This is a genomic window from Rhodococcus sp. NPDC056506 (assembly GCF_042794945.1).
Taxonomy (GTDB): Bacteria; Actinomycetota; Actinomycetes; order Mycobacteriales; family Mycobacteriaceae; genus Rhodococcus_F.
The window spans coordinates 193,322-214,717 of record NZ_JBHTSW010000002.1 but is presented as its reverse complement, the minus strand read 5'-3'; the positions used below and the strand labels follow the sequence as shown (position 1 = coordinate 214,717).

Below are 21,396 nucleotides of genomic sequence, written 5' to 3'. Positions count from 1 at the left end.
CACTGTCAATAGCTGCGATGAAACGATTCGGCACTAGTCCTTTTTTAGACAACCGTCCACCAATTGCAGCAGCGCCCGATGCTCGGGCGTTACTCTTGAGTAGAAACCGACCAGCAAAGGAAGCGACCCGATGATCACGCCGAACGCCCCGACGCTTCGTGACGTCGCGACTGCCGCCGGTGTCGCCGTGTCGACCGTTTCCTACGCACTCAACGGCAAGGGCAGAGTCGACTCCGCAACTCGCGCACGCGTCCAAGAAGTCGCCGACCGCTTGGGGTACCGGGCCAATCGCTCGGCACAGAATCTTCGGACAGGCAGAACTGCCACCCTCGGACTGATGCTCCCGGCCCCGGAAGAGATGTCATCGGCTGAGTACCTCAACTTCGACTGGTACGGACGTGTGGCAACCGCCGCCACCCAGGCCGCATTCCAGGCTGATCATTCACTCCTACTGCTTCCGTCGATGAAAGATCCGAACGGACTACGTCGCATCGAGATGGACGGAGTTATCGTTGTCGACCCCGCCGCCCACGACCCTCGTGTCGATGTCCTGCGGAGGATCGGAATCCCCTCTGCTGCAGTGGGTCCGGGACGAGCCGAACAATTCGGATGCTTCATCTCGCCGGATCTCGTCTCGACTACCGAAACGCTCCTGAATCACCTCGCCGACCAGGGCGCGACAGACATCCTCATCCTCACCCCCGGACTGCATTCGGAGTGGACGCGCGCCACGACCAAGGCGTACATCGAGTGGTGCCGCGCCCGCGGGGTGACGCCTCGAATCAGCGACGATCTGGCGCCGTCCTCTGGCGCTGATACCGTCGACCTGCTCGTTGCCGCAGCCTATACATCGACCCACAAGGCGCTCACGTCCGAGAATCCTCCCGACGCGATACTGTCGTTGATCCTCGGTTGCGCTCCCGCCGCCGTTCGGGCAGCGCGCGATCTCGGCTTGTCAATTCCAGAAGACGTCTTGATCGCACAGGACAGCGACGAACCTGCTCTGTTGATTTCAGATCCCCCGATCACTGCAATCGATTTCTTCCCCGAGGAACAAGCGAGATTGGCAGTGGATGCACTACTCGCCTTGATCGACGGAGACGGACGCCCAGCTCAGATACATACTCGGAGCGAACTACGTGTGCGGGCAAGCACGGCACTTACGCTCACACCATAAATTCACTCGGCACCGATAGACTGATTTCCGAATTATCGTCCGTCACACGCCGAGAGGAATCAGGTCATCGCGCACCGCTCCCGCGACCGCTTGGCCGGGTACCTCGCCGTAGCGCTCGTCTGTGTTCTCACTCTCCTCCTGTCTGTCAGCAGTGCAGCGGGTCTCGATCGTGAAGTGGCTCCCGTACGCATCGCATACGCCGCGGCCGCAGACACGTTCGGCGATCTGTATCTTCCAACCGGATCCGACGGCGACCTGCCGGTCGTTGTCCTCATCCACGGCGGCGGCTGGGCTCAGAAAAGCAATCTCGAGTACGCGGGTGCGTGGGCAAAAACCTTGACCCCGTATGGAATTGCGGTCTGGAACATCGAATACAGGCGTGTAGGTGGTCAGGGCGGTTGGCCGACCACGCTCTCCGATACGGTTGCGGCTACCAACGCCCTGGCCGGCGTTGTTCAGGAAAGAGCTTCCGGGCGACTGGATTTGAGCCGTGTACACATCGCCGGCTACTCCGCGGGTGGACAGCTAGCCGCCTGGGTCGCGTCGCGATCACAGCAGAGTGCAGACGCTCCGGAACCGGACCTCACCGTGCCCGTTCGCTCGGCAACGATCATGGCCGGCGTCTTCGACATGACGCTCGCCGCAACCGCTGGCAAAGATCGATTTGTTCGAAATCTTCTGGGCGGCATGCCCGTCGACCATCCGGACCGTTACCGCATCGCATCACCGATCGAACACCTCCCCACCGGCATCCCTGTCACGGCGATCCACGGACTCGGCGACAAGGTCGTCTCGATCGAACAGAGCCGACGCTATACCCGTGCCGCCCGAGCAGCAGGCGATGCGGTCGATCTGATCGAACTACCCGGAGTCGGCCACGGCGAATTCGGGAACCCGACCACCAACGCCTGGGCTATCACCAAGCAAGCAATACTCGACCACATTAATGCCTCTTGAGCAGGTAAAAGCACCCGCTGTGATCACGATCGCCCGATAAAGAATTAGCTGAAACCGCATCGATGACGTACGGTGGGGTAATCAGAGGGCAGCCGTCAGTCAGGCAGCCGGTCGCTTCGCCCGGAACTAAGGTTCCAGTATTCGTTCCAGGGCAGACTTCCAGTTCGGTGCAAATCCGCGCCTTTGATCACTACGCACTTTCATCAGTCCCGCAGATTGTTGACCAGGCCGAAGGCTCCGACGGAGTCTGCCGCCAATCGCGTACCGACTGCACCAGTATCAACATGCGCTACACACTGCACGGGCCTAAAACCCGTGCAGTTCAAAGGAATACCTTGATCAACACCATGATTCACCCCGACAACACGAACAACCAGACGAACAGCAACTCGACAAACGGTCTACGGATCCCGACAACTTCGGGCCGGATCCGCGAGCGCGGGATCGAAATCGTCTGCACCCTCTACCGTTGCAGCTCCGACGAAGCTGCCGACCTGCTGGTCCGACATTCTCAGACCAACAACCTCAAGGTCACCAGCCTGATCAAGGCGCTTGTCGCCCTGATCGACGAGGACACGTCCGGCACCGGCTATGGAAGCGATAACGCACTGGCGTCTCACTTCTGGCTGCGTGAGATCAGGAATCTCAGCCAGGCACACCGACGCAGCGATCACTTTCATCGCCATCTCGTCGGCGCGTAACCGGCCCTGAAGGACAGCTGAACGACAGCTGGGGCAGTACACGGAAATCGTGTACTGCCCCAGCTTTGTGTTTTCAGTTGACAGGAAGCCGACCCTCGGCAGTCAGGCGGAAGCCGACCCTCGGCAGTCAGGCGGAAGCCGACCCTCGGCAGTCAGGCGGAAGCCGATTCCTTGTTCAGGCCCTGCGGTGCACCGTCGGTATCGGTCGCCTCGTCCACATGCTGCGGAGCGAAGAGCAGGCAGACGATGCTCAGGATGCACATGCCGATCAGCAGTGCGATGACCGGCCAGATGCTGCCGGTTGCCTTGTACATCAGCGTCGAGACCAGCGGAGACAATCCGCCGAAGATCGCGCCGGCGCCCTGGTACGCCAACGAGATGCTCGTGTAGCGAGCCTGCGGCTTGAACATCTGCGACAGAACAGCGGCGATCGGACCGTACGTGGCAGCCAGCACCAGTCGCATGACGGCGAAGGTCAGGAAGATCAGGAACACGGATCCGGACTTCAGCACCAGGAACTGCGGTGCTGCGAGTATTGCGACCGCGGCAAGACCCCAGATAACGACGCGGACGCGTCCCACCTTGTCGCCGAGCCACGCCACTCCGAGAGTCGCGATCAACTCGACCACTGCCGCGACACTGAGCGCGTTGAGAATCAACGTCTCGGACAACCCGACATCGGGGTCGGTTGCGTACGCCGTGATGAAGGTCGTCACGAGGTAGTAGCCGCCGACTGCGACGGGCAGAATGCCGATGCCCAGGATGATCGGGCGCCAGTTGGTCACCAACGCGTACTTGAGCGGCAGCATTTCCGGTACGTCCGCGGACTTCACCTCGGACTCGAAAACCGGGGACTCTTCGACCTTCAGGCGAACGACCAAGCCGACGAGAATCAACAGCGCCGAGCAGAGGAACGGCAGACGCCACGCCCACTCGCGCAGAGCGTCGTCGCCGCAGGTGGAGAGAATGCTGAAGAAACCGGTGGCTAGAAGCGCGCCGGCGGGGTTGCCCAGCTGGGCGAATCCGCCGTAGAAGGTCTTCTTGTCCTCGGGAGCATGCTCGACGGCCATCAGGACGGCACCGCCCCATTCGCCGCCGACGGCAAAGCCCTGGACGAAGCGAAGAACAACCAGAAGCAACGGCGCCCAGAACCCGATCGACGCGTAGGTGGGCAACATGCCGATGAGGAATGTTCCTGCGCCCATCAGCGTCAAAGTCACGACAAGGGCGGTGCGCCTGCCCATCTTGTCACCGACATGGCCGAACACGATTCCGCCGAGCGGGCGAGCGAAGAAGCCGACGGCGTACGTCGCGAACGCCGCAGCAACACCGGTCAGGCGGTCGGTTCCGGGCGGGAAGAAGATGTCACCGAATACCAGCGCGGCTGCCGTGGCATAGACGTAGAAGTCGTACCACTCGATAGTTGTACCGACGAAGGCTGCAAATCCCGCCTTGCGGGCCTTCACGATCTGTTGCTCTCGGTTCATTACTTTTCCTCGGTGGTCGAAGTGCTCGACAATAGGTGGTTATGACCTGAATGTGCGAGTTCGCCGTCGATCCAGGTCTCCCGGACATCGATCTGCGCAATCGCGTCGGCCGGAACCTCGAGAGGATCCGCGCCCAGAATGACGAAGTCGGCCCGCTTGCCCACCGAGATGCTGCCCAGTTCTGCTTCACGGCCCAGCGCACGCGCACCGTTGAGCGTGTGAGCCTGCAGTGCCTGGTCGGCGGTGATGCGGAGTGCATCCGAGCCGAGCTGATGGCCCTGACGCGTCACACGGGTGACCGCAGCCTGAATCGCTTCGAGCGGCTTGGGCTCGGCGACCGGTGCGTCGGAGCTGATGGTCACGGGAACCTCGGCAGCGATGAACTCGCCGAGCGGGTTGAACCGCTCACCCGGAGTCCCGATCGCAGCGGTGACGCCCTCGCCCCAGTTGTAGTAATGCTGCGGCTGGTTCACCGGGTAGACACCGGCCAGGTTCATCCGGGCGATCTGCTCGGCAGTCGGAAGTCCGCAATGCTCGATGCGGTGACGCGCGTCGGCGTCAGGGTGAGCCTTCTGCGCAGCTTCGATGGCATCGAGCACCATGTCGATGGCCGTCGGCGACTGAGCGTGCGTGGCGGTCTGCAGACCCACCGAGTGTGCCTTGGCAATCAGCTCCGAGTAGTCCGCAGGCTCGTGGTAGAGCTGCCCGGTGCGGCACGGGTCGCCCACGTATCCGTCGGGGAAGTACGCGGTCCAGCCACCGAGAGTGCCGTCGGCGTAGAACTTGATGCCGCCGAACGCGAGCTTGGAATTTCCGAAGGCGCCGTGCATTCCCGTGTCGATGACGTGATCGAGGAGGTGGCTGAGCATGTACATGGAGACGCGGGTCTTGAGCTGATCCTGCTCGGCCAGACGCAGGTACATGTCGAATTCACGACGGGTCACCTGGCAGTCACCGATGGTGGTGACGCCGCCGGCCAGGAACTTGTCCTGCGCGACGGACAGCTGGCGAAGGTGCTCTTCGGGCTCGTCCTCGAGATGGAAGTTGGGTCCGTGATGACCGACCTTCACTCCGTTGACGCCGGTGAGAATGTTGCACGCGGCGTCGGACAGCTCGCCCGTGAGCTCGCCGTCCGAATCTCGGAAGAACTCGCCACCGGCCGGGTTCTCGGTGCTCGCATCGATGCCGTGCTTGTCGAAGGTGAAGGAGTTGACGACGCCACCGTGACCGCTCGCGTTCATGAGGTAGACCTCGCGATCGGTGGCGACCTGATCGAGCTCTTCCTTGAGCGGATGACGCCCTTCGATCAGGTTGCGGTGCTCGTAGCCGTATCCGCGAATCGGGACACCCGCAGGTGCTGTGAGTGCCGCTTCCTGAAGCAGCGCAATGATTCCGGGGATCGAGTGAGCCTTCTCCGGACCGCAGTCCACCCAGCTGAGCATCTGCCCGTACATGAGCGGGTGTGCGTGCGGATCGACGAAGCCGGGGACGACGGTGGCACCGTCGAGTTCGACCACCGCGATTGTGCGAGTGCTCAGGCGACGCGCCTCGGTGCGGCATTCCTCGAGTGTTCCCACCGCTGCAAAGCGGTTTCCGAACACCAGGAACGCTTCGGCTCCCGCCGTGCTGTCGTCAACGGTGTGAATCTTGGCGCCGGTGAAGATCGTGGCGGTGGCGTCGAGCGGCGAGGCTTCGTGCGTGTGCAACTTGCGCATGGTGGTCCTTCGTCGAGATGGTGGTGCAGGTCACTGCGTGTTGAGCGAAAACTACGCCCTGACCTGGAGCTATGCAATGCATCAAAGTTTCAGACCAGGTGGTATACAACTTTTTTGTAGTGGTTTTCGAGCATTTCTGCACTTATCCGCATCATTCATGGCCACATGCGACTGTTCTAATAGGTAGCGGGTACAGAAAAATCTCTGGAAAAGTTGGGACATCCATGACCGTCGATCTCGATTCCAAGCTCATTGCCGCACTTCAGCGCAATGGGCGAGCGACATACCGCGAACTGTCCGCGGCGGTCGACGCACCACGCGCAGCGGTGTCCACCAGAGTGCAGGCACTGCTCGACTCGGGAACTGTGTCCGTGGTTGCGGTCGCGCATCCCGAACTTCTCGGATTGAAGGCACTCGCACACGTCTCGATCGCCGTGTCCGGACCGATGACCCCCGTGCTGAACGCGTTGATCGAGTCCGAGGCCGCCGTCTACATCTCGGCAGTCAGCGGGCAGTACAACGTGATTGCGGAACTTCGTGTGCCCGGTCACGACGATCTGTATCGCGCCATCGCCGAACTCCGCTCACAGCGAGGCGTTCGATCCGTGAGCACGCTGGTCTACGTCGACGTCATCAAGGGAATCTTCATGCCCGAGAGCGCTTTACAAGCCGACATCCGACTCGACTCGACGGACGTCGCGTTGATCGAACTACTCGAACGCAACGGGCGCATGCCATTTCTCGAGCTGGCCGAACATACTGGCCTGTCGCCGAGTGCCGTACGCAACCGCGTCAATCACCTTGTCGCGAGCACGGCACTTCGCGTCGGAGCCGTCGTCAAGCGGCGAGGCGGTGGCCGGACATTGGCGATGGGCATCGGCGTCAACCTGGGCTCGCGGGACGACAACGCGGTGTCGGAGATCGAGTCGCTGCCCGGAATCGAATTCCTCGCCCGAACCCTGGGGCGGTACGACGTGATCGCGACCGTTGCCGCCAACTCCTCCAACGACCTTCATGCCCTGTCCGAGCGAATCCGCGGGATCGACGGTGTCAGCGGCTTGGAATCCTGGGCACATCTCGAGGTGTTCAAAGAGCACTACGCCCGCAGCCTGGACGTACGCGGGTAGCTGGCAAGTCCGGGTAGTTGGCAAGTCATTGACCCACTTGGTTGAGCACGTTAACCTCGGACAAGTCATTGACCCACTTACCCAAGGTTGCATACATGTCCGATTCCGGACGCAAGGTAGACACTGTCGCCGCGACGATCGAGGAGGCCATCGCCTCCGGACTATGGCCCGTCGGATCAAAACTCCCACCGGAGACCGCGCTGGTCGAGCAATTGGGAGTCGCCCGAAACACCATGCGCGAGGCGGTACGGGCGCTTGCACATGCCGGAGTTCTGTCCGTTCGCCACGGCGGCGGCGTGTACGTGACGGCGGCGTCGCCGGTCGAAGGACTTCTCGGGCGCAGACTCGCCAGAGGCGACGTTCTCGACGTACTGAGCTTGCGACGCGGACTCGAGGTCGAAGCCGCACGGCTCGCAGCGCAGCGCCGCACCCCCGAAGACCTCGCACGGATCCGCGCGGCCTGGAACGCCCACCCGGATCACGCCGGCGGCTTCTGCACTACCGAAGCCGGTATGGCCCTGCACCTTTCGATCGTCGAGGCTTCGCATAACTCCGCCCTCATCGACGTCTATCGGGGAGTCCTCGCCGCCGTATCGGATTCACTGTCCGCGGTGAGCATCGGTCCGGGATTCCACGTCGACGAGCATCGACCCTTGATCGCAGCCATCGAGAAACGCAACCCCGACGAAGCAGCACGCGCGGCAGGCGCAGCACTCGATACGGTCATCGACGCAATCGAGAGGAGCTTGTCGTGAATCGGGGAACCTGGAACGGCGCAACGTATTCGACTCTTGCCGAACAACTCTCACCGGCATCGCGGGAGGCACTGCGCTCGATCGGACACGTCAGCACGGTGTACGACGTCTGCGCCGGAACCGGAAACTTTGCGCTCCCGGCGGCCCAGAGCGGCATGACGGTCCACGCACTCGACCTCTCCGCCAGCCAGCTCGAGGCCGCGCGCGAACGCTGGATTCCCCGCCCCGGCATCACTGAACCCACCTTCACGATCGGCGATGCACAATCGTTGCCGTGGCCGGATTCGAGCGCCGACGCCTGCGTCAGTATCTTCGGGATCATCTTCTGCCCCGATCCCGCGATCGCTCTCGCAGAAATGATGCGGGTGACCAGGCCAGGCGGAAAGATCTGCGTCGCAACGTGGTCGGAGAACGGGTGGGCAGCAGCACTCCGCAGAGAAGCAGCCTCAGCATGGAAAGGCATCACACCGCTACCGACGACGTGGGCGCGCTCGAGCGAATTCGAGAAGGCAGCAGCTGGATTGGAGTCGGTGAGCTCGTCCTCTCATGTGCTCGAGTGGCAACTACCAGCCGGGTCGGATCCCATAGAGGAACTGTGCGACCAGGCACCGGCATTGAAGAATTTTCGCGAGGCAGTCAGAGAAACAGGAAGCTGGGCTTCGATGTCCGCTCACCTGCGCTCGACGCTTGCGCCCTATCTCAGGTCGAGCGCAACCGGACCCGTCGCCACCAGTGAATACGTCCTGCACGTCGGGACTGTCCCGAACCCTAGGACCGCGCCCCTTCGAACGCGCGGGTAACCCGTGGGGCCGGATACGGTCTCTTCACCGTCCACCGACCCGAAGAGGCCCGCTCGATGTCCGAATCGAACTCCCTGCCCGAATTGAAGCAAGCGTCGCAGCAAGCATCGAAACAAACCTTGTCCATGACCGTCCTCATGACGCCGGACATGTCCAATTTCTCGGGCAACGTTCACGGCGGAACGATTCTGAAGTTCCTCGACCAGGTTGCCTACGCGTGCGCGAGTCGATACGCCCAGACGTACGTCGTGACCCTGTCCGTGGATCGTGTGGTGTTTCGCGAGCCGGTGCACGTCGGTGAACTTGTCACCTTCACCGCTTCCGTCAATTACACCGGGCGCACGTCGATGGAAATCGGAATACGCGTCGAAACCGAAGACATCCTTCTCGGAAAATCTCGACATACCAACAGTTGTTACTTCACGATGGTGGCAATGGGCAGCGACGGAAAACCCGCTGAGGTACCCCAACTCCGACCGACCGGAACAATCGCGAGGCAACGGTTCGAGGCCGGGCGTCGGCGCCGTGAGCTGCGAAGGGAGAACGAACTGCGGGAACAGTCCATCCGGGCCGCAGTTCGGGACCTAACGCCCGAACACGATGACTGAATATTGCAAGCATTTAAGTTATAATCTTATGCATTAAACTGACCGGTGTGACTTCGAAAGCGCAAGACAAATATGACGTCGTGATTGTCGGCGCAAGCATTGCTGGATGCGCCGCCGCAATCATGTACGCCCAGCAAGGTCTGCGAACAGCGCTTCTCGACGCCCGCTCCGACGCCCGAGCCCACAAGGTCCTGTGCACTCACCATCTACAACCGTGCGGCGCCCCGATCCTGCAAAGGCTCGGCGCCACGGAAAAACTGCTCGCCCTGGGAATGGTGCAAACCGTTCCGAAGTTCTGGACTCCGTGGGGATGGATCACCCCTGACGCCACCGACGCCTCGTCGCCACCGGGATTCAATGTCCGAAGGGAGACGCTCGACCCGCTCCTGCGGCAACTCGCGAACGACTACCCGAACGTCGACCTTCTTCTCGGACATCGCGTTTCCGGGCTGCTGACCAAGAACGGCACCACGGCCGGCGTGTACGGAACCGCACAGGGCTCGGCCTTCACTCTCGAAGCGAAATTGACCGTCGGAGCGGACGGCAAGGATTCGACAGTCGCACGATCCGCGCGATGCGACTCGGAGACCGTGACAAACGGTCGCTTCAGCTACTTCGCCCAACTCTCCGGACTCGAACGACTCGACGAAGAATCTTCACTGTCGTGGTTCATGGATCCCGACGTCGCCTATCTGCTCCCCAACGACGGCGGGATCAGCGTGCTGGTCGTCTTCCCCGCCCTCGACAAACTCGATTCGTTCACTGACGACCTGTCTACCGCTTTCCTCGAATACGCCAACGCTTTACCCGGCGCTCCGCCGATTCGCCGCGAGCACATCGTCGGGAAGATCGTTGGTACCAAACACTTCTCCACAACCCTCACCGAACCGGTAGGTAACGGGTTCGCACTCATCGGCGACGCCGCGGCGACAAACGACCCGTTGTGGGGCATCGGATGCTCGTGGGCACTAGAGACCGCGCAGATGCTGGTCGACGCCACCGCGCAAGTACTGGTGGAGACGACGGCACACACACTCGATTCACATCGCAACATGAAAGCTGCACTGACCGAATACCGCAGTGCCAGAGCGAGTATGACGAGTCACATCGACTATATGAGTGGTTACGCCGGTGGGCGAAAGTTCACCGTATTCGAACGTCTGCTCATCTCCGCGGCCACCCATGACCAAGGCGAAGCCCAAAGGTTCTACTTGTTCGGTTCCCGGTTGATACCTGCCGAGCAGTATCTCTCGGCTCGCTCGGTCGTTCGGGCAGCACAAAAACATCTCAGGCACCGTCTGCGTCGTGGATCTGTGGCCGGGACGTAATCTGCCAAGCGTTTTTTCGGCACCGGCAATGGGGAACCCTCCGATCGCAACCGAGCCGGAGGAGCGACCATGCGTGCACACATCGCCATTCCGAGTGAATCGACTTGTCACAGGTACGTAGTCGCTGTCGCCAGCTCCACCTTCGCCGAATCGGTGATCTGGTGCGACGGTCCCGCGTTCGACGCGGTGATCGTGCTGGGTAGCGAAATTCCGCAGCACAGCGGCCACCGAGCGGTGCTCGCCTGGAATCACTACTTCGGGTGGGCTCTCGGTGTGGAAACCACACCGGATACGTCGTTCGCCGTTGTCGAATGCCTCGGTATCGGGAGAATGCCGGATCCGGAACTGTGCGCCGACCGCGCCGTCGAGTTGATTGCACAGGCGGGTAGTTAAGGAACTCGTCGCGCGGCGCTCAGTCCAGCGGGCATAAGATCGAGCGCGAGTTTCGCACGCCCGACGAAAGAGAGCCCGACATGGACCCGCTGAGCAGGCCTGCCGGTCAGTTGGCTCTCGAGAACGAACCGGACGGCAGGGCGACTTTGCGGGCGCGTCAGACACCCCGCAGCGAGCGTCGCAAGATCGGGAAAGGCCTGCGCAAGCGAGTGGCACGATCGTCGCTCGGCGATTGGACGCCACCACTCAACCGACGTGACCCGGTCGATCAGGTCAACACAGCACACGAGGGACGACTCGACTGGTTGGTTCCGATCCGTGTGGGACGCATGGTCGCTTCGCCTTACGGATTCCTGCGTGGTACTGCCGGATTGATGGCCGAGGACATGGCGCAGCTCCCGTCCACCGGCATCACACCCGTCATCTGCGGAGATGCACACGTCGGAAACTTCGGGTTCTACGGATCCCCGGAACGCGAACTTGTCATAGACCTCAACGATTTCGACGAAGCACATCCAGGCCCCTGGGAATGGGATTTGAGAAGGCTGGCCGCGAGCATCTGGGTGGCCGGTCGGCAGAACGGCCTCACCGAAGCTCAGTGCGAGACAGCAACAACCTCGTGTGTGTCCGCGTATCGCCTCCACCTGGCAAAGCTGTCCGAGCGTCCACTGTTCGATCGTTCATTCGACCGGGTCGATCTCGACGGACTCACCGATCACGTCACCGATCCCGGATTGCTGGCCGAGATCCGCCGCGCCGCGGAGCGGGCACGACGGCGCACGAGCGATCACGCGGTTCCCCGGTTCACCGTCGAGGACCACGGCCGACGCCAGCTACTCGAGAACCCGCCGCTCACAACACGACTCACCCCACAGGACACCGACTTCCTCCTGGAGGGTCTCGACGAGTATCTCGAAACCCTTGCACCACACTGGCGTCGAGTTGTCTCGGGTTACAACGTCATCGACGTGGCGCACCGAGTCGTCGGAGTCGGAAGCGTCGCCCTGCGAGCCTATGTCGCTCTGTGCGAAGGGAGCATCCCGGACGACGTCATCTTCTTGCAGCTCAAACAGGCTCGCAGATCCGTAGTTGCACCCTTCGTCCACGGCGACTCGGCCTGGCACGACCACCAAGGACGACGCGTCGCGGAATACCAGCAAGCACTCCAGACGGTCAGCGATCCACTGCTCGGTTGGTGCACCGTCGACGACCGCCAGTACTACGTCCGTCAGTTCCGGAACATGAAAGGTTCTGTGGACCTGAACAATATCGACGCAGCAGCGTTGACCGACTATGTCGCGATCTGCGGTCGCCTCCTGGCGAAGGGACACGCCCGAACCAGTGGCGCGTCACTGATTTCCGGTTACCTGGGAACCTCGGACGCGGTCGATACCGCCCTCACCCGGTTTGCTCGGCTTTACGCCGATCAGACCGAACGTGACCACGACGCCCTGTGTCGGGCGGTATCAGCGGGCACGATCGCCGCGGAGCCGGGAATCTGATCCCTCACGCCGCGACGATCCTGCCCTGCTCGAATTTCACTCCACCCCAGATTCCGCTCTGGCCAGTGGCAGAGGCGAATTCACGACATGAATCCGCAATCGGGCACCTGCTGCACACGTCGGTCGCGTAGGAATACCCCTCGGACGGAAAAGGGAACCAGCGGTCCGGCTCGGGGTCCCCTCTGCATTCCGCCTGCCACCAAACCCGGTCGTCCGAAATCGGCAGAAGCTCAGCCAGATTCGAGATCTCGTCTGCGTACATCACTTGCTCCCTTCGGCCGTCACGTCCGACTCAATTCACGCCAGATCTTCTGCTGCACTTTCTCGATGCGCCGAGGTGCCTTTGGTTCCCACAGCAGCCGCATACCGGCCTCAGCCGGTGTGCGATCCGCCTTGCGCTGATTACAGGAACTGCAGCACGCCACCAGATTTCCCCACGTGTTCGGGCCGTTACGGCTTCGAGGCTGGACGTGGTCGATGGTTGTCGCCCGGGCGGCGCAGTACGCACATTGACGACCGTCCCGGTCGAAAACACCGGCAAAAGTGGCCCGACTGGAATCGGTGACCGTCACCCGGTGAGCAACGTACACGTACTCGGCGAGCAGAATCGTCCGAGGCAGTGGGATCTCGATGTGCTTGGAGCGCACCGGAAATACCGGGATCACGTCTTCGGTGGACTGCGCGGAGCCGGTGGCGATCAGGACGACCGCCCGATCGGCGCTCACTTCACCGAGGTACTCGTACGTGGCGTTGAGTACGTGGACGGACCGGTTCATCCAACTGTGAGAGGCGGCGGCGGGTGCGCGGTTCGGGTTCCGCATGAGAGTTCTCAGTTCGTGTCGAGGAGTGAAACTCCTGGACACGAAGGCGGGTCAGGAGCAAGTGCAAGAATTGGGGAACGGCATGTATTCAGCGCCACTCTGTTCCCCGAATGCGGGATGGGAAATGCCGCGGGGTGAGTGCCCGCGCAGGTGCAACGCTTGCTTCCAGTCGCGCATGCCTGTCCCCTTCCACTTCTTGTTCTCTTCACCGGCGCTTGCCGGCGCCCATCATCACACGGAAGGCATCCTCAGCGATATCGATTTATCAGTCCGGAAGAGCCGTCCTGGAAATACCGCGGTTTGACGCCGGAACACGCGGCTTGATCGAATGAGCCATGACTTCGTCGTACATCGACCTTCGCTCGGACACCGTCACCAAGCCTGACGCGGAGATGCGCAAGGCAATGGCCGACGCAGAGGTCGGTGACGACGTCCTCGATCACGACCCGACCATGGCGGCGCTCGAGGAAGAAGTGGCGCACACTCTGGGGTTCACAGCCGCACTGTGGGTGCCGAGCGGATCGATGGGCAACCTGATTGCGCTGATGCTGCACCTTCGCCGCGGCGATCAGTTCCTGGCACCGGAGCACTCTCACATCCTGGGTTCCGAATTGGGCACCGCCGCCTGGCTCGCCCAGGGAATGCCGATGGCCTTGCCGCACGACGGCGGACCCGGGCGTCCCAGCCCCGAGACCGTCGTGAAGGCGGCAGGCTCCCCCGGCCCGTATTTCACGTTGAACACCACGCTGCTCTGTCTCGAGAACACTCACAACTTCGCCGGCGGTGCCGTCATGAATCCGACCGAGTGGACGACACTGGTCGACGCCGCGCGATCACGTGGCTTGAAGATTCACCTCGACGGCGCCCGTCTCTGGAATGCCGCTGCTGCACTAGCTGTTTCGCCCACCGAACTGACTTCCGGCGCTGATACCGTTCAGGTATGCCTGAGCAAGGGACTCGGTGCGCCGGTCGGCTCGATACTCGCCGCATCACCCGAATTGATCACAGAAGCCCGAAGGATCCGCAAGATGCTCGGCGGCGGTGTTCGCCAGGGCGGAGTGCTGGCCGCAGCCGGCATCGTCGCGCTGCGCTCACAAGCTCGCCTCTCCGACGATCACGACAACGCGCAGCGCCTCGCATCGGGGCTTCGTGAACGCGGTTGGGCTGTCGACGAACCCGCCACCAACATCGTTCTCGCCGCAACACCCGATCCGTCGGCCACCGTTGCACAGCTCGCCGCTGTCGACGTCGGCGCGGTCACTGTTGCCGGGAAGGTTCGGTTCGTGACACATCGCGACGTGAGCACTGCCGACATCGACGCGGTTTTGTCCAGAGTAACCTTCTGAGCTACGTCACCAGGGGTTGAACCTCCTGCGCGACAAAGCGAATGAACTCGCGGACATCCGGCTCGTCAACAGTCGGTTGGAGTACCACGGTGGTAGCACCTGCTGCCGCCCATCGCCGTGCTGCTGCCGCGACTTCGGACGCGGTGCCCGCGGCAATCGCATCCTCCGGCGACTCGCTACCGGTCGCTGCGGCCTCGGCAAGGGCGCGCTCACGACCGCCGGAACCGAAAGCACAGATGACATAAACGACAACCTCGTGATCCGACGCCCCGATGTGAGCGATCGCCCGACGCACGCCGTCCGGGGTCGTCCCACCCGAGAGCACAGTGCCCTGCGCCAACTCGCCACTGAGCGCCAAAGTCTTTGGCCCCGTCGCACCGACGAGCAACTGCGGCACCTTCTCCGGTGGCCACGCCAGCGTGACGTCCGTGAGATTCACGTATCGACCGGACACCGTCACCGACTCACCGCGCAGTAGCCGCTCGACTGCTCCGAACTGCTCCCGCAGGAGAGTCAACGGCGATTCGGCCTTGGCCCCGATCTGCCGCATCCAACTCTGAACGCCGTGACCGAAGCCAACCCGCAGTCGATCCGGATGAACTCTTGCGAGCGCCGAAATCTCCATCGCCGTGATCGCGGTGTTGCGCATCGGGGTCGGCAGCACGCCGATCGCCACTCCCAGGCGCTCACTTGCAGCCAATACAGCTGCAGCAGTGGCTATTCCTCCGCCGAAGAAGCAGTCCTCCCACAGCCAGACCTCACCGATACCACTCTCGTCGGCATACCTCGCATGGCTGACAAGGTCCTCCGGGGGCTGTTCCGGGCGCAGGACGACAGCAATCCGTGCGGTACTCATGCCGTCACCAGAAAAGCGGCGATCTCGTCGGCTGTTCGCCGGCCCTGTTCACGGCCGAGTTCAGCTGCCGGGCGCCTGGTTGTCGGCGAGAGCGAGTTCGTTCCGATCGCTTCCACGACGGCGTCGTCGGCGAAGATCGGCAGTACGCGCGCGGGCGCCAACACATCGATTTCCTCTCGTAGACTGCCGCCCAGCAGATTCGGGGCAGGGTCTGCCGCGGGTGAAAAACCACGACTACATCGCAGTCGGCAGCCAGAAGAACATTCGAGCCACTGGCCATTCCGCCGTCCATGTACCGGTGACCGTCGATCGTGACTACCGGCCACACCCCGGGGACAGCGCAACTCGCTCCGACTGCGTCGATCAGGTCGACGCCGGAGGCATTGCCGAACACCCTCAACTCACCGGTCTCCGCGTTGATCGCCGGGATGCGCAACTCCCGGTCGGGCCACAACCGATTCGGCAGCCGCGCCTCGATGACCGCACGACGCACGGCGGGTTCGACGGTGTCGGCTCCCATCGCTGCCTCGCCGAGCAAACGGAGCTGCTCGGCCCGGTCCTGCGATCCTGCGATCGCGTCCACGAACATCTGACCGAGTACCTCGACATCGACCTTCGGATCGATTTCGCCGGTCGCGTCCGCTGTTTGTGCGTCGAAAAGTTCTTGCAGTGTTGCACCGCCCGCAATCTGAGCGCTCACCGTGGAACCTGCGGACGTGCCGATCAACACGTCCGCAGTCAGCAGCGATGCTGCAGTGTCAGGCGATTTGTCCTGAACGCCCAACAGAAAACCGGTTTCCCAGGCGATTCCCGCAACGCCGCCGCCGGCAAGTACCAACCCCAATTTCACGCCGTCCACCTCTCGTCGATCGTGATCCGTGCCCGAAGTCGACGTTAGACCTACTCTGAAGTGATGTTCATGCGCAGCGCAAAGACATTTGTTCCCGACGCACTCCGCGGGTTGATCGCATCCACCGACGACATCGCCTGGAATCCCGACCCTGGATATCTCACACGGGCGAGGCCGCTTCCTCGCGGACGGGTCGCACTCGTCTCCGGCGGCGGCTCCGGTCACGAACCCATGCACGCCGGATTCATCGGCGAAGGAATGCTCACGGCCGTCTGCCCGGGATTGGTTTTCAGCTCACCCAATGCACTTCAGATCCACGAGGGATCCAAGGCTGCCGACGCCGGCGGCGGCGTCCTTCACATCGTGAAGAACTACACCGGCGACGTGATGAACTTCGGTATCGCCCGAGAGTTGCTACGCGAGGACAAGATCGATACGGACGTCGTCCTGGTCGACGACGACGTCGCGACCGAACGCGCAGACGGCAGCGGCCCGGGGCGACGCGGTACTGCGGCAACCATCGTGGTGGAGAAGGTCTGCGGCGCATCCGCCGCCCGCGGCGACGACCTGGCCGAGGTGACCCGGATCGGACAACACGTCGCGCACTCCGCTCGGAGCATGGCCGTCGCTCTTCACCCGTGCACTTTGCCGGGGGCTGACGAGCCGTCGTTCGACTTGCCGGCGGGTCAGATGGAACTCGGTATCGGCATCCACGGCGAACGCGGCACAGAACGCGTGGACGCCCTGCCCGCACCGGAATTGGTGCGGCGGCTGACGGACCCGATCATCAAGTCCTTGAGTCTCGCCGAAGGTGACCGCGTCATCGCCGTCGTCAACGGTCTCGGCGCCACCCACCCGCTGGAGTTGCAACTACTGTTCGCCGAACTCGGAGATTATCTGGACGAACAGGGAATTCACATCGAGCGGACATTGATCGGAACTTTTGTCACTGCATTGAACATGGCAGGCGCGTCCATCACTCTTGTTCGCACAGACAAAGAAATCCTCGAATTATGGGACGCACCAACAAAAGCGCCCGCCTGGCCGAATGCTAGGGCGCGCGAGTACACCGGCATGGGCAAGCGCGAATCTTTCGGTCCCACATTCACACCCGACATCTCACGCACTGCCGAAAGCAGCTTCGTCGGCGGCTGGATTGCGGACTGGGCCGAGAAGGTACTGGAGCAGGAACCGGCCCTCACCGATCTCGACAGACGAGCGGGTGACGGTGATTTCGGGACCAACATGGTGGCCGCGCTGGATCAGCTCGACATCTCAGCGATCCGTGACACCTATTCCACTGCAACGATATTCGACGCGGTCTCGCAGGCCTACCTCGGCCACGCCGGCGGTACCTCCGGCGCTTTGTTCGGCATCTGGTTCAGGCATTTCTTCCGCGTTGCCGCAGACTCGGCGGACTCCGAACTCGACCTCGGGGCGATCGCGGCTGCAGCGCGGGCGGGACTCGACAACATCACCTCGCTCGGCGGCGCACGCGTCGGCGACAAGACGATGGTCGACGCGATAGTTCCGGCGGTCGAGTCGTTGGAGCAGTCCGTGAGCTCGGAAGCCGATCGGGAGGCTGCTCTGGCGAGCGCAGCGGAAGCCGCAGCGGCCGGGGCGGAGTCGACCGAAACCATGCTCGCAAACCGCGGACGTGCAAGTTATGTGGGAGAAGCCGCTCGCGGAGTGGTCGATCCGGGAGCGCTACTCATAGCGTGGTTCTTCGCTTGTGCAGTGGGGCACTAGCGAGCACTTCTGTGCTGTGACTAATCTGGCAGCCACAGCACATCGTTTGTGACGGCCCGTGGGCAAAAGCACCGGTCTCACACACCACACAGGAGCAGCCCATGCTGAGCACCATGCAAGACGCCCCCCTCTCCATTGCGCAACTTCTCCGCCACGGCGCCTCCGTTCACGGCGCCTCCGAGGTTGTCACGTGGACTGAGTCCGGCCCGCGCCGTGTGTCCTACGCTGACGTCGGCAAGCGTTGTGCACAGCTTGCGCACGCCCTGCGCGGGCTCGGCGTCGAGGGCGACGAGCGAGTCGCCACGTTCATGTGGAACAACTCCGAGCATCTCGAGGCGTACCTGGCGATCCCCTCGATGGGCGCTGTGCTCCACACGCTGAACATTCGTCTGTTCCCCGAGCAGTTGATCCACGTCGCCAATCACGCCGAGGACCGCGTGATCATCGTCGACCCGTCCCTGATTCCGCTTCTCTCTCCGCAGCTTCCGTCGCTGACGACCGTCAAGCACATCATCGTCACCGGCACCTCCACTGCGGGACTCGAAGCTCCCGAGGGCGTGCAGGTTCACACCTACGAGGGCTTGATCGCCGATCAGCCCACCGAATTCGACTGGCCCGAGGTCGACGAACTCAGCGCTGCCGCAATGTGTTACACATCCGGCACCACGGGTGATCCCAAGGGCGTCGTCTACTCCCACCGTTCGATCTACCTGCACTCCATGCAGGTCTGCATGAGCGACGGCCCCAACCTCGCCCAGGGCGATCGTGCGCTTGCCGTGGTGCCTCAGTTCCACGCCATGTCGTGGGGACTTCCCTACGCCGCGTTCATGATCGGCGCCTCGCTGATCATGCCCGACCGCTTCCTCCAGCCTGCCCCGTTGGCTGCGATCATCGCCAGCGAGCAGCCGACGTTCGCCGCAGCCGTACCCACCATCTGGCAGGGCCTGCACCTCTACCTCGAGCAGAACCCTCAGGACATCTCCTCGATGCGTGAGGTTCTGATCGGCGGCTCCGCGGTACCGCCCGCCCTCATGCACGCATTCGAGGCCGATCACAACGTCTCCGTCCTGCACGCCTGGGGCATGACCGAAACCTCCCCGCTCGGATCCGTTGCCCGCCCGCCGGCCGGTGTCACCGGCGACGCGATGTGGAAGTACCGCTACTCGCAGGGTCGATTCCCGGCATCTGTCGAGGCGCGTCTCATCGACGACGACGGCAAAGTTGTTGCACACGACGGAGTTTCCGTAGGCGAACTCGAAGTGCGCGGCCCTTGGATCACCGGGTCGTACTACGGCGTCGACGCGGAAGACAAGTTCAACGACGGCTGGCTCAAGACCGGCGACGTCGGATCCATCACGTCCGACGGCTTCCTGAGCCTGTCCGACCGCTCCAAGGACATCATCAAGTCCGGCGGCGAATGGATCTCCTCGGTCGACCTCGAGAACGCCGTCATGGGCCACCCCGACGTCACCGAAGCTGCCGTCATCGGCGTGCCGGACGAGAAGTGGGACGAGCGCCCGTTGGTTGCGGTTGTTCTTCGCGCTGGTTCCGAAACCACCATGTCCGAACTGCAACAGTATCTTTCGGACAAGGTTGCCAAGTGGCAGCTGCCCGAGAACTGGGCTGTGGTCCAGGAAGTCCCGAAGACGAGCGTCGGCAAGTTCGACAAGAAGCGCTTGCGGGCCGACTACCACGAGGGTGGACTCGAAGTCACGCGACTCTGACACGTATCAAATTCTGAAGGCGGGCAACAGGTTTTCGACCTGTTGCCCGCCTTCGTTTACGGACGAGACACCTTACGGTCGATACCCGACCGTATGAAAAGCGATGTCGACGTACTTCTGCGCCAATTGCGACGGTGACATCGGACCGCCGGTCTGGAACCAACGCGGCAGTGACTGTGCCATACCGAGTATTGCCCGGACGGTCTCCTCGGTATCGGTGACCGCGAAATCTCCTGATGCCACACCGTCGTCGACGATCCTGCGCATCAGCAACTCGAGCCGTTTACGGCTGGCGGCGTATCGGCTTCGGCTTTCCGGTGAGACATGCCGGATCTCGGTGTCCAACGCTGCATGCCGCGACCGGTGGGTCATGTAGAGAACAATCGCCTCCACCACCAAGGCAAAGCGTCGTACCGGATTCTCACCGGCCTCCGCTTCTGCCGCTTCGGTTCTGGTATTCAGTTCGCTCATCGAGATCTCGAACAAAGCGACCAGGACCGCCTCTTTGTTCGCGTGGTGATAGTAGAGCGCGGGAACGGTTACCCCGACGCGGTTGGCGATCTGTCGCACCGTCGTACCGTGGTAACCGTTCTCGTCGAACAGCTCGAGCGAAGCCGTCAGGATGTCGGTCATCACCAGCGGCGGGAAGGACCTCCAGTCCACTGCCACCGAATTCACCGACTCCACCTCACCAGTCATGTGATGCCCGAAATTAACGCGGTGCCATACGGATTGCACCGTCGAGGCGGATCGTCTCACCGTTGAGCATGGGGTTGGAAACGATGTGTGCAGCAAGCGCGCCGTACTCGCTGGGATCGCCCAGGCGTGAGGGGTGGGGCACCTGCTGACCCAACGATGCCTGGGCTGCTTCGGGCAGTCCGGCCAGCAACGGGGTCTTGAACAGACCGGGCGCAATGGTGTTGACGCGGATCAGCAGCGACGCGAGGTCGCGGGCGATGGGGAGCGTCATACCGACGACGCCGCCCTTCGACGCGGAGTACGCAGCCTGCCCGATCTGGCCGTCGTAGGCTGCAACCGAGGCGGTGTTGATGATGACGCCACGTTCACCGTCGATGGGTTCGGTCTTCGAAATACGTTCCGCAGCAAGACGAAGGACGTTGAAGGTGCCGATCAGGTTGACGTCGATGACCTTCTTGAAAGCGTCGAGCGGGAAGGCCCCCTTCTTGCTGACCGTCTTGACTGCGTTGCCGATTCCGGCGCAGTTGACTGCCACGCGCAGGGGTCCGAGGGACTCGGCCACGTCGAGTGCAGCGGTGACCGCGGCCTCGTCGGTGACATCTGCGGCCGCGAAGCGGACCCGGTCGCCGAGTTCCTTGGCGATGGCTTCACCGTTCGACGACGGCAGGTCGATGATGACGACGCTGGCGCCGTCGGCAAGAAGGGCTTTGGTGGTGGCCAGGCCGAGGCCGGATGCTCCACCGGTGACGACGGCGACGCTGTCGTTGACGATCATGAGAGTTCCTTTCGAAAGGTTATGTG

General features: G+C 62.5%; 20 protein-coding genes and 1 pseudogene. 13 read left to right on the top strand and 8 right to left on the bottom strand.

Annotation, left to right across the window (positions count from 1 at the left end; translation table 11 throughout):
* The first annotated feature begins 130 nt into the window (after positions 1-130).
* The 3 genes from ACFQ6H_RS03210 to ACFQ6H_RS03200 all read left to right on the top strand — a co-directional run bounded on the left by ACFQ6H_RS03210 (position 131) and on the right by ACFQ6H_RS03200 (position 2,835).
* The gene (locus ACFQ6H_RS03210) at positions 131-1,177 is read left to right on the top strand and encodes a LacI family DNA-binding transcriptional regulator (protein ID WP_378530658.1); all 1,047 of its coding nucleotides are present in this window, start codon (positions 131-133) and stop codon (positions 1,175-1,177) included.
* Positions 1,178-1,267: 90 nt separating this feature from the next.
* The gene (locus ACFQ6H_RS03205; protein WP_378643822.1) at positions 1,268-2,134 is read left to right on the top strand and encodes an alpha/beta hydrolase family protein; all 867 of its coding nucleotides are present in this window, start codon (positions 1,268-1,270) and stop codon (positions 2,132-2,134) included.
* 335 nt (positions 2,135-2,469) lie between these two features.
* Positions 2,470-2,835, top strand: a complete 366-nt coding sequence (locus tag ACFQ6H_RS03200; protein WP_378627961.1) for an antar domain protein — start codon at positions 2,470-2,472, stop codon at positions 2,833-2,835.
* 152 nt (positions 2,836-2,987) lie between these two features.
* On the opposite strand, the gene ACFQ6H_RS03195 is transcribed toward ACFQ6H_RS03200, so the two are convergent.
* Both ACFQ6H_RS03195 and ACFQ6H_RS03190 read right to left on the bottom strand, forming a co-directional pair.
* Positions 2,988-4,322, bottom strand: coding sequence for an MFS transporter (locus ACFQ6H_RS03195; protein WP_378643819.1), 1,335 nt, complete (start codon positions 4,320-4,322; stop codon positions 2,988-2,990).
* On the bottom strand, positions 4,322-6,037 hold the full coding sequence (locus ACFQ6H_RS03190; protein WP_378541792.1) for an amidohydrolase: 1,716 nt from the start codon (positions 6,035-6,037) through the stop codon (positions 4,322-4,324). Before ACFQ6H_RS03190 ends, ACFQ6H_RS03195 begins: the two co-directional genes overlap by 1 nt.
* Before the next feature lie 224 nt (positions 6,038-6,261).
* Here ACFQ6H_RS03190 and ACFQ6H_RS03185 point away from each other — a divergent pair, with 224 nt between their 5' ends.
* The 7 genes from ACFQ6H_RS03185 (at position 6,262) to ACFQ6H_RS03155 (ending at position 12,550) form a co-directional block, all read left to right on the top strand.
* Complete coding sequence (locus ACFQ6H_RS03185) at positions 6,262-7,164, top strand: Lrp/AsnC family transcriptional regulator (RefSeq protein WP_378643817.1); 903 nt, start codon at positions 6,262-6,264, stop codon at positions 7,162-7,164.
* A gap of 95 nt (positions 7,165-7,259) precedes the next feature.
* Positions 7,260-7,919 (top strand): FadR/GntR family transcriptional regulator, encoded by a 660-nt coding sequence (locus ACFQ6H_RS03180; RefSeq protein ID WP_378643814.1) that lies wholly within the window; start codon positions 7,260-7,262, stop codon positions 7,917-7,919.
* Positions 7,916-8,719, top strand: a complete 804-nt coding sequence (locus ACFQ6H_RS03175; RefSeq protein WP_378643811.1) for a class I SAM-dependent methyltransferase — start codon at positions 7,916-7,918, stop codon at positions 8,717-8,719. The genes ACFQ6H_RS03180 and ACFQ6H_RS03175 overlap by 4 nt, the downstream gene beginning before the upstream one ends.
* Before the next feature lie 125 nt (positions 8,720-8,844).
* On the top strand, positions 8,845-9,327 hold the full coding sequence (locus ACFQ6H_RS03170; RefSeq protein ID WP_372472416.1) for an acyl-CoA thioesterase: 483 nt from the start codon (positions 8,845-8,847) through the stop codon (positions 9,325-9,327).
* A gap of 47 nt (positions 9,328-9,374) precedes the next feature.
* On the top strand, positions 9,375-10,655 hold the full coding sequence (locus ACFQ6H_RS03165) for an NAD(P)/FAD-dependent oxidoreductase (protein ID WP_378643808.1): 1,281 nt from the start codon (positions 9,375-9,377) through the stop codon (positions 10,653-10,655).
* 69 nt (positions 10,656-10,724) lie between these two features.
* Positions 10,725-11,048 carry a DUF6292 family protein gene (locus ACFQ6H_RS03160; protein WP_283306201.1) on the top strand — a complete coding sequence of 108 codons (324 nt, stop codon included), beginning with the start codon at positions 10,725-10,727 and terminating at the stop codon, positions 11,046-11,048.
* An 80-nt stretch (positions 11,049-11,128) separates the two neighbouring features.
* Entirely contained in the window at positions 11,129-12,550 is a 1,422-nt protein-coding gene (locus tag ACFQ6H_RS03155) for a DUF2252 domain-containing protein (protein ID WP_378541783.1), read from the top strand.
* 4 nt (positions 12,551-12,554) lie between these two features.
* On the opposite strand, the gene ACFQ6H_RS03150 is transcribed toward ACFQ6H_RS03155, so the two are convergent.
* On the bottom strand, positions 12,555-12,812 hold the full coding sequence (locus tag ACFQ6H_RS03150; protein WP_378643805.1) for a WhiB family transcriptional regulator: 258 nt from the start codon (positions 12,810-12,812) through the stop codon (positions 12,555-12,557).
* Between the two features lie 19 nt (positions 12,813-12,831).
* Positions 12,832-13,371: an HNH endonuclease gene (locus ACFQ6H_RS03145; RefSeq protein WP_378530638.1), complete on the bottom strand. Its 540-nt coding sequence runs from the start codon at positions 13,369-13,371 to the stop codon at positions 12,832-12,834.
* 335 nt (positions 13,372-13,706) lie between these two features.
* Between ACFQ6H_RS03145 and ACFQ6H_RS03140 the strand changes: the two genes are divergently transcribed.
* Entirely contained in the window at positions 13,707-14,717 is a 1,011-nt protein-coding gene (locus tag ACFQ6H_RS03140) for a threonine aldolase family protein (RefSeq protein WP_378643803.1), read from the top strand.
* Between the two features lies 1 nt (position 14,718).
* Here ACFQ6H_RS03140 and ACFQ6H_RS03135 read toward each other — a convergent pair whose 3' ends face one another.
* Together ACFQ6H_RS03135 and ACFQ6H_RS03130 are read right to left on the bottom strand one after the other, a co-directional pair.
* Complete coding sequence (locus tag ACFQ6H_RS03135; RefSeq protein WP_378530634.1) at positions 14,719-15,573, bottom strand: LLM class flavin-dependent oxidoreductase; 855 nt, start codon at positions 15,571-15,573, stop codon at positions 14,719-14,721.
* Positions 15,570-16,432: pseudogene (locus ACFQ6H_RS03130) on the bottom strand (patatin-like phospholipase family protein). The gene ACFQ6H_RS03135 and the pseudogene ACFQ6H_RS03130 overlap by 4 nt, the downstream one beginning before the upstream one ends.
* Positions 16,433-16,486: 54 nt before the next feature.
* Between ACFQ6H_RS03130 and dhaL the strand changes: the two are divergent.
* Both dhaL and ACFQ6H_RS03120 read left to right on the top strand, forming a co-directional pair.
* Positions 16,487-18,172: a dihydroxyacetone kinase subunit DhaL gene (gene dhaL, locus ACFQ6H_RS03125; protein WP_378643800.1), complete on the top strand. Its 1,686-nt coding sequence runs from the start codon at positions 16,487-16,489 to the stop codon at positions 18,170-18,172.
* 101 nt (positions 18,173-18,273) lie between these two features.
* Complete coding sequence (locus ACFQ6H_RS03120) at positions 18,274-19,896, top strand: long-chain fatty acid--CoA ligase (RefSeq protein ID WP_378530630.1); 1,623 nt, start codon at positions 18,274-18,276, stop codon at positions 19,894-19,896.
* A gap of 72 nt (positions 19,897-19,968) precedes the next feature.
* Here the strand turns inward: ACFQ6H_RS03120 and ACFQ6H_RS03115 are convergent, their stop codons facing one another.
* Positions 19,969-20,595: a TetR/AcrR family transcriptional regulator gene (locus ACFQ6H_RS03115; protein WP_378530628.1), complete on the bottom strand. Its 627-nt coding sequence runs from the start codon at positions 20,593-20,595 to the stop codon at positions 19,969-19,971.
* Between the two features lie 13 nt (positions 20,596-20,608).
* Positions 20,609-21,370: a 3-hydroxyacyl-CoA dehydrogenase gene (locus tag ACFQ6H_RS03110; protein WP_003942978.1), complete on the bottom strand. Its 762-nt coding sequence runs from the start codon at positions 21,368-21,370 to the stop codon at positions 20,609-20,611.
* Positions 21,371-21,396 lie beyond the last annotated feature (26 nt).

Coding starts and splice junctions, on each gene's coding strand:
- dhaL (WP_378643800.1), top strand. CDS start 16,487: ATGTTCATGCGCAGCGCAAAGACATTTGTTCCCGACGCACTCCGCGGG.
- ACFQ6H_RS03160 (WP_283306201.1), top strand. CDS start 10,725: ATGCGTGCACACATCGCCATTCCGAGTGAATCGACTTGTCACAGGTAC.
- ACFQ6H_RS03180 (WP_378643814.1), top strand. CDS start 7,260: ATGTCCGATTCCGGACGCAAGGTAGACACTGTCGCCGCGACGATCGAG.
- ACFQ6H_RS03145 (WP_378530638.1), bottom strand. CDS start 13,371: ATGCGGAACCCGAACCGCGCACCCGCCGCCGCCTCTCACAGTTGGATG.
- ACFQ6H_RS03120 (WP_378530630.1), top strand. CDS start 18,274: ATGCTGAGCACCATGCAAGACGCCCCCCTCTCCATTGCGCAACTTCTC.
- ACFQ6H_RS03210 (WP_378530658.1), top strand. CDS start 131: ATGATCACGCCGAACGCCCCGACGCTTCGTGACGTCGCGACTGCCGCC.
- ACFQ6H_RS03170 (WP_372472416.1), top strand. CDS start 8,845: ATGACCGTCCTCATGACGCCGGACATGTCCAATTTCTCGGGCAACGTT.
- ACFQ6H_RS03115 (WP_378530628.1), bottom strand. CDS start 20,595: ATGACTGGTGAGGTGGAGTCGGTGAATTCGGTGGCAGTGGACTGGAGG.
- ACFQ6H_RS03185 (WP_378643817.1), top strand. CDS start 6,262: ATGACCGTCGATCTCGATTCCAAGCTCATTGCCGCACTTCAGCGCAAT.
- ACFQ6H_RS03190 (WP_378541792.1), bottom strand. CDS start 6,037: ATGCGCAAGTTGCACACGCACGAAGCCTCGCCGCTCGACGCCACCGCC.
- ACFQ6H_RS03140 (WP_378643803.1), top strand. CDS start 13,707: ATGACTTCGTCGTACATCGACCTTCGCTCGGACACCGTCACCAAGCCT.
- ACFQ6H_RS03110 (WP_003942978.1), bottom strand. CDS start 21,370: ATGATCGTCAACGACAGCGTCGCCGTCGTCACCGGTGGAGCATCCGGC.
- ACFQ6H_RS03155 (WP_378541783.1), top strand. CDS start 11,129: ATGGACCCGCTGAGCAGGCCTGCCGGTCAGTTGGCTCTCGAGAACGAA.
- ACFQ6H_RS03135 (WP_378530634.1), bottom strand. CDS start 15,573: ATGAGTACCGCACGGATTGCTGTCGTCCTGCGCCCGGAACAGCCCCCG.
- ACFQ6H_RS03195 (WP_378643819.1), bottom strand. CDS start 4,322: ATGAACCGAGAGCAACAGATCGTGAAGGCCCGCAAGGCGGGATTTGCA.
- ACFQ6H_RS03150 (WP_378643805.1), bottom strand. CDS start 12,812: ATGTACGCAGACGAGATCTCGAATCTGGCTGAGCTTCTGCCGATTTCG.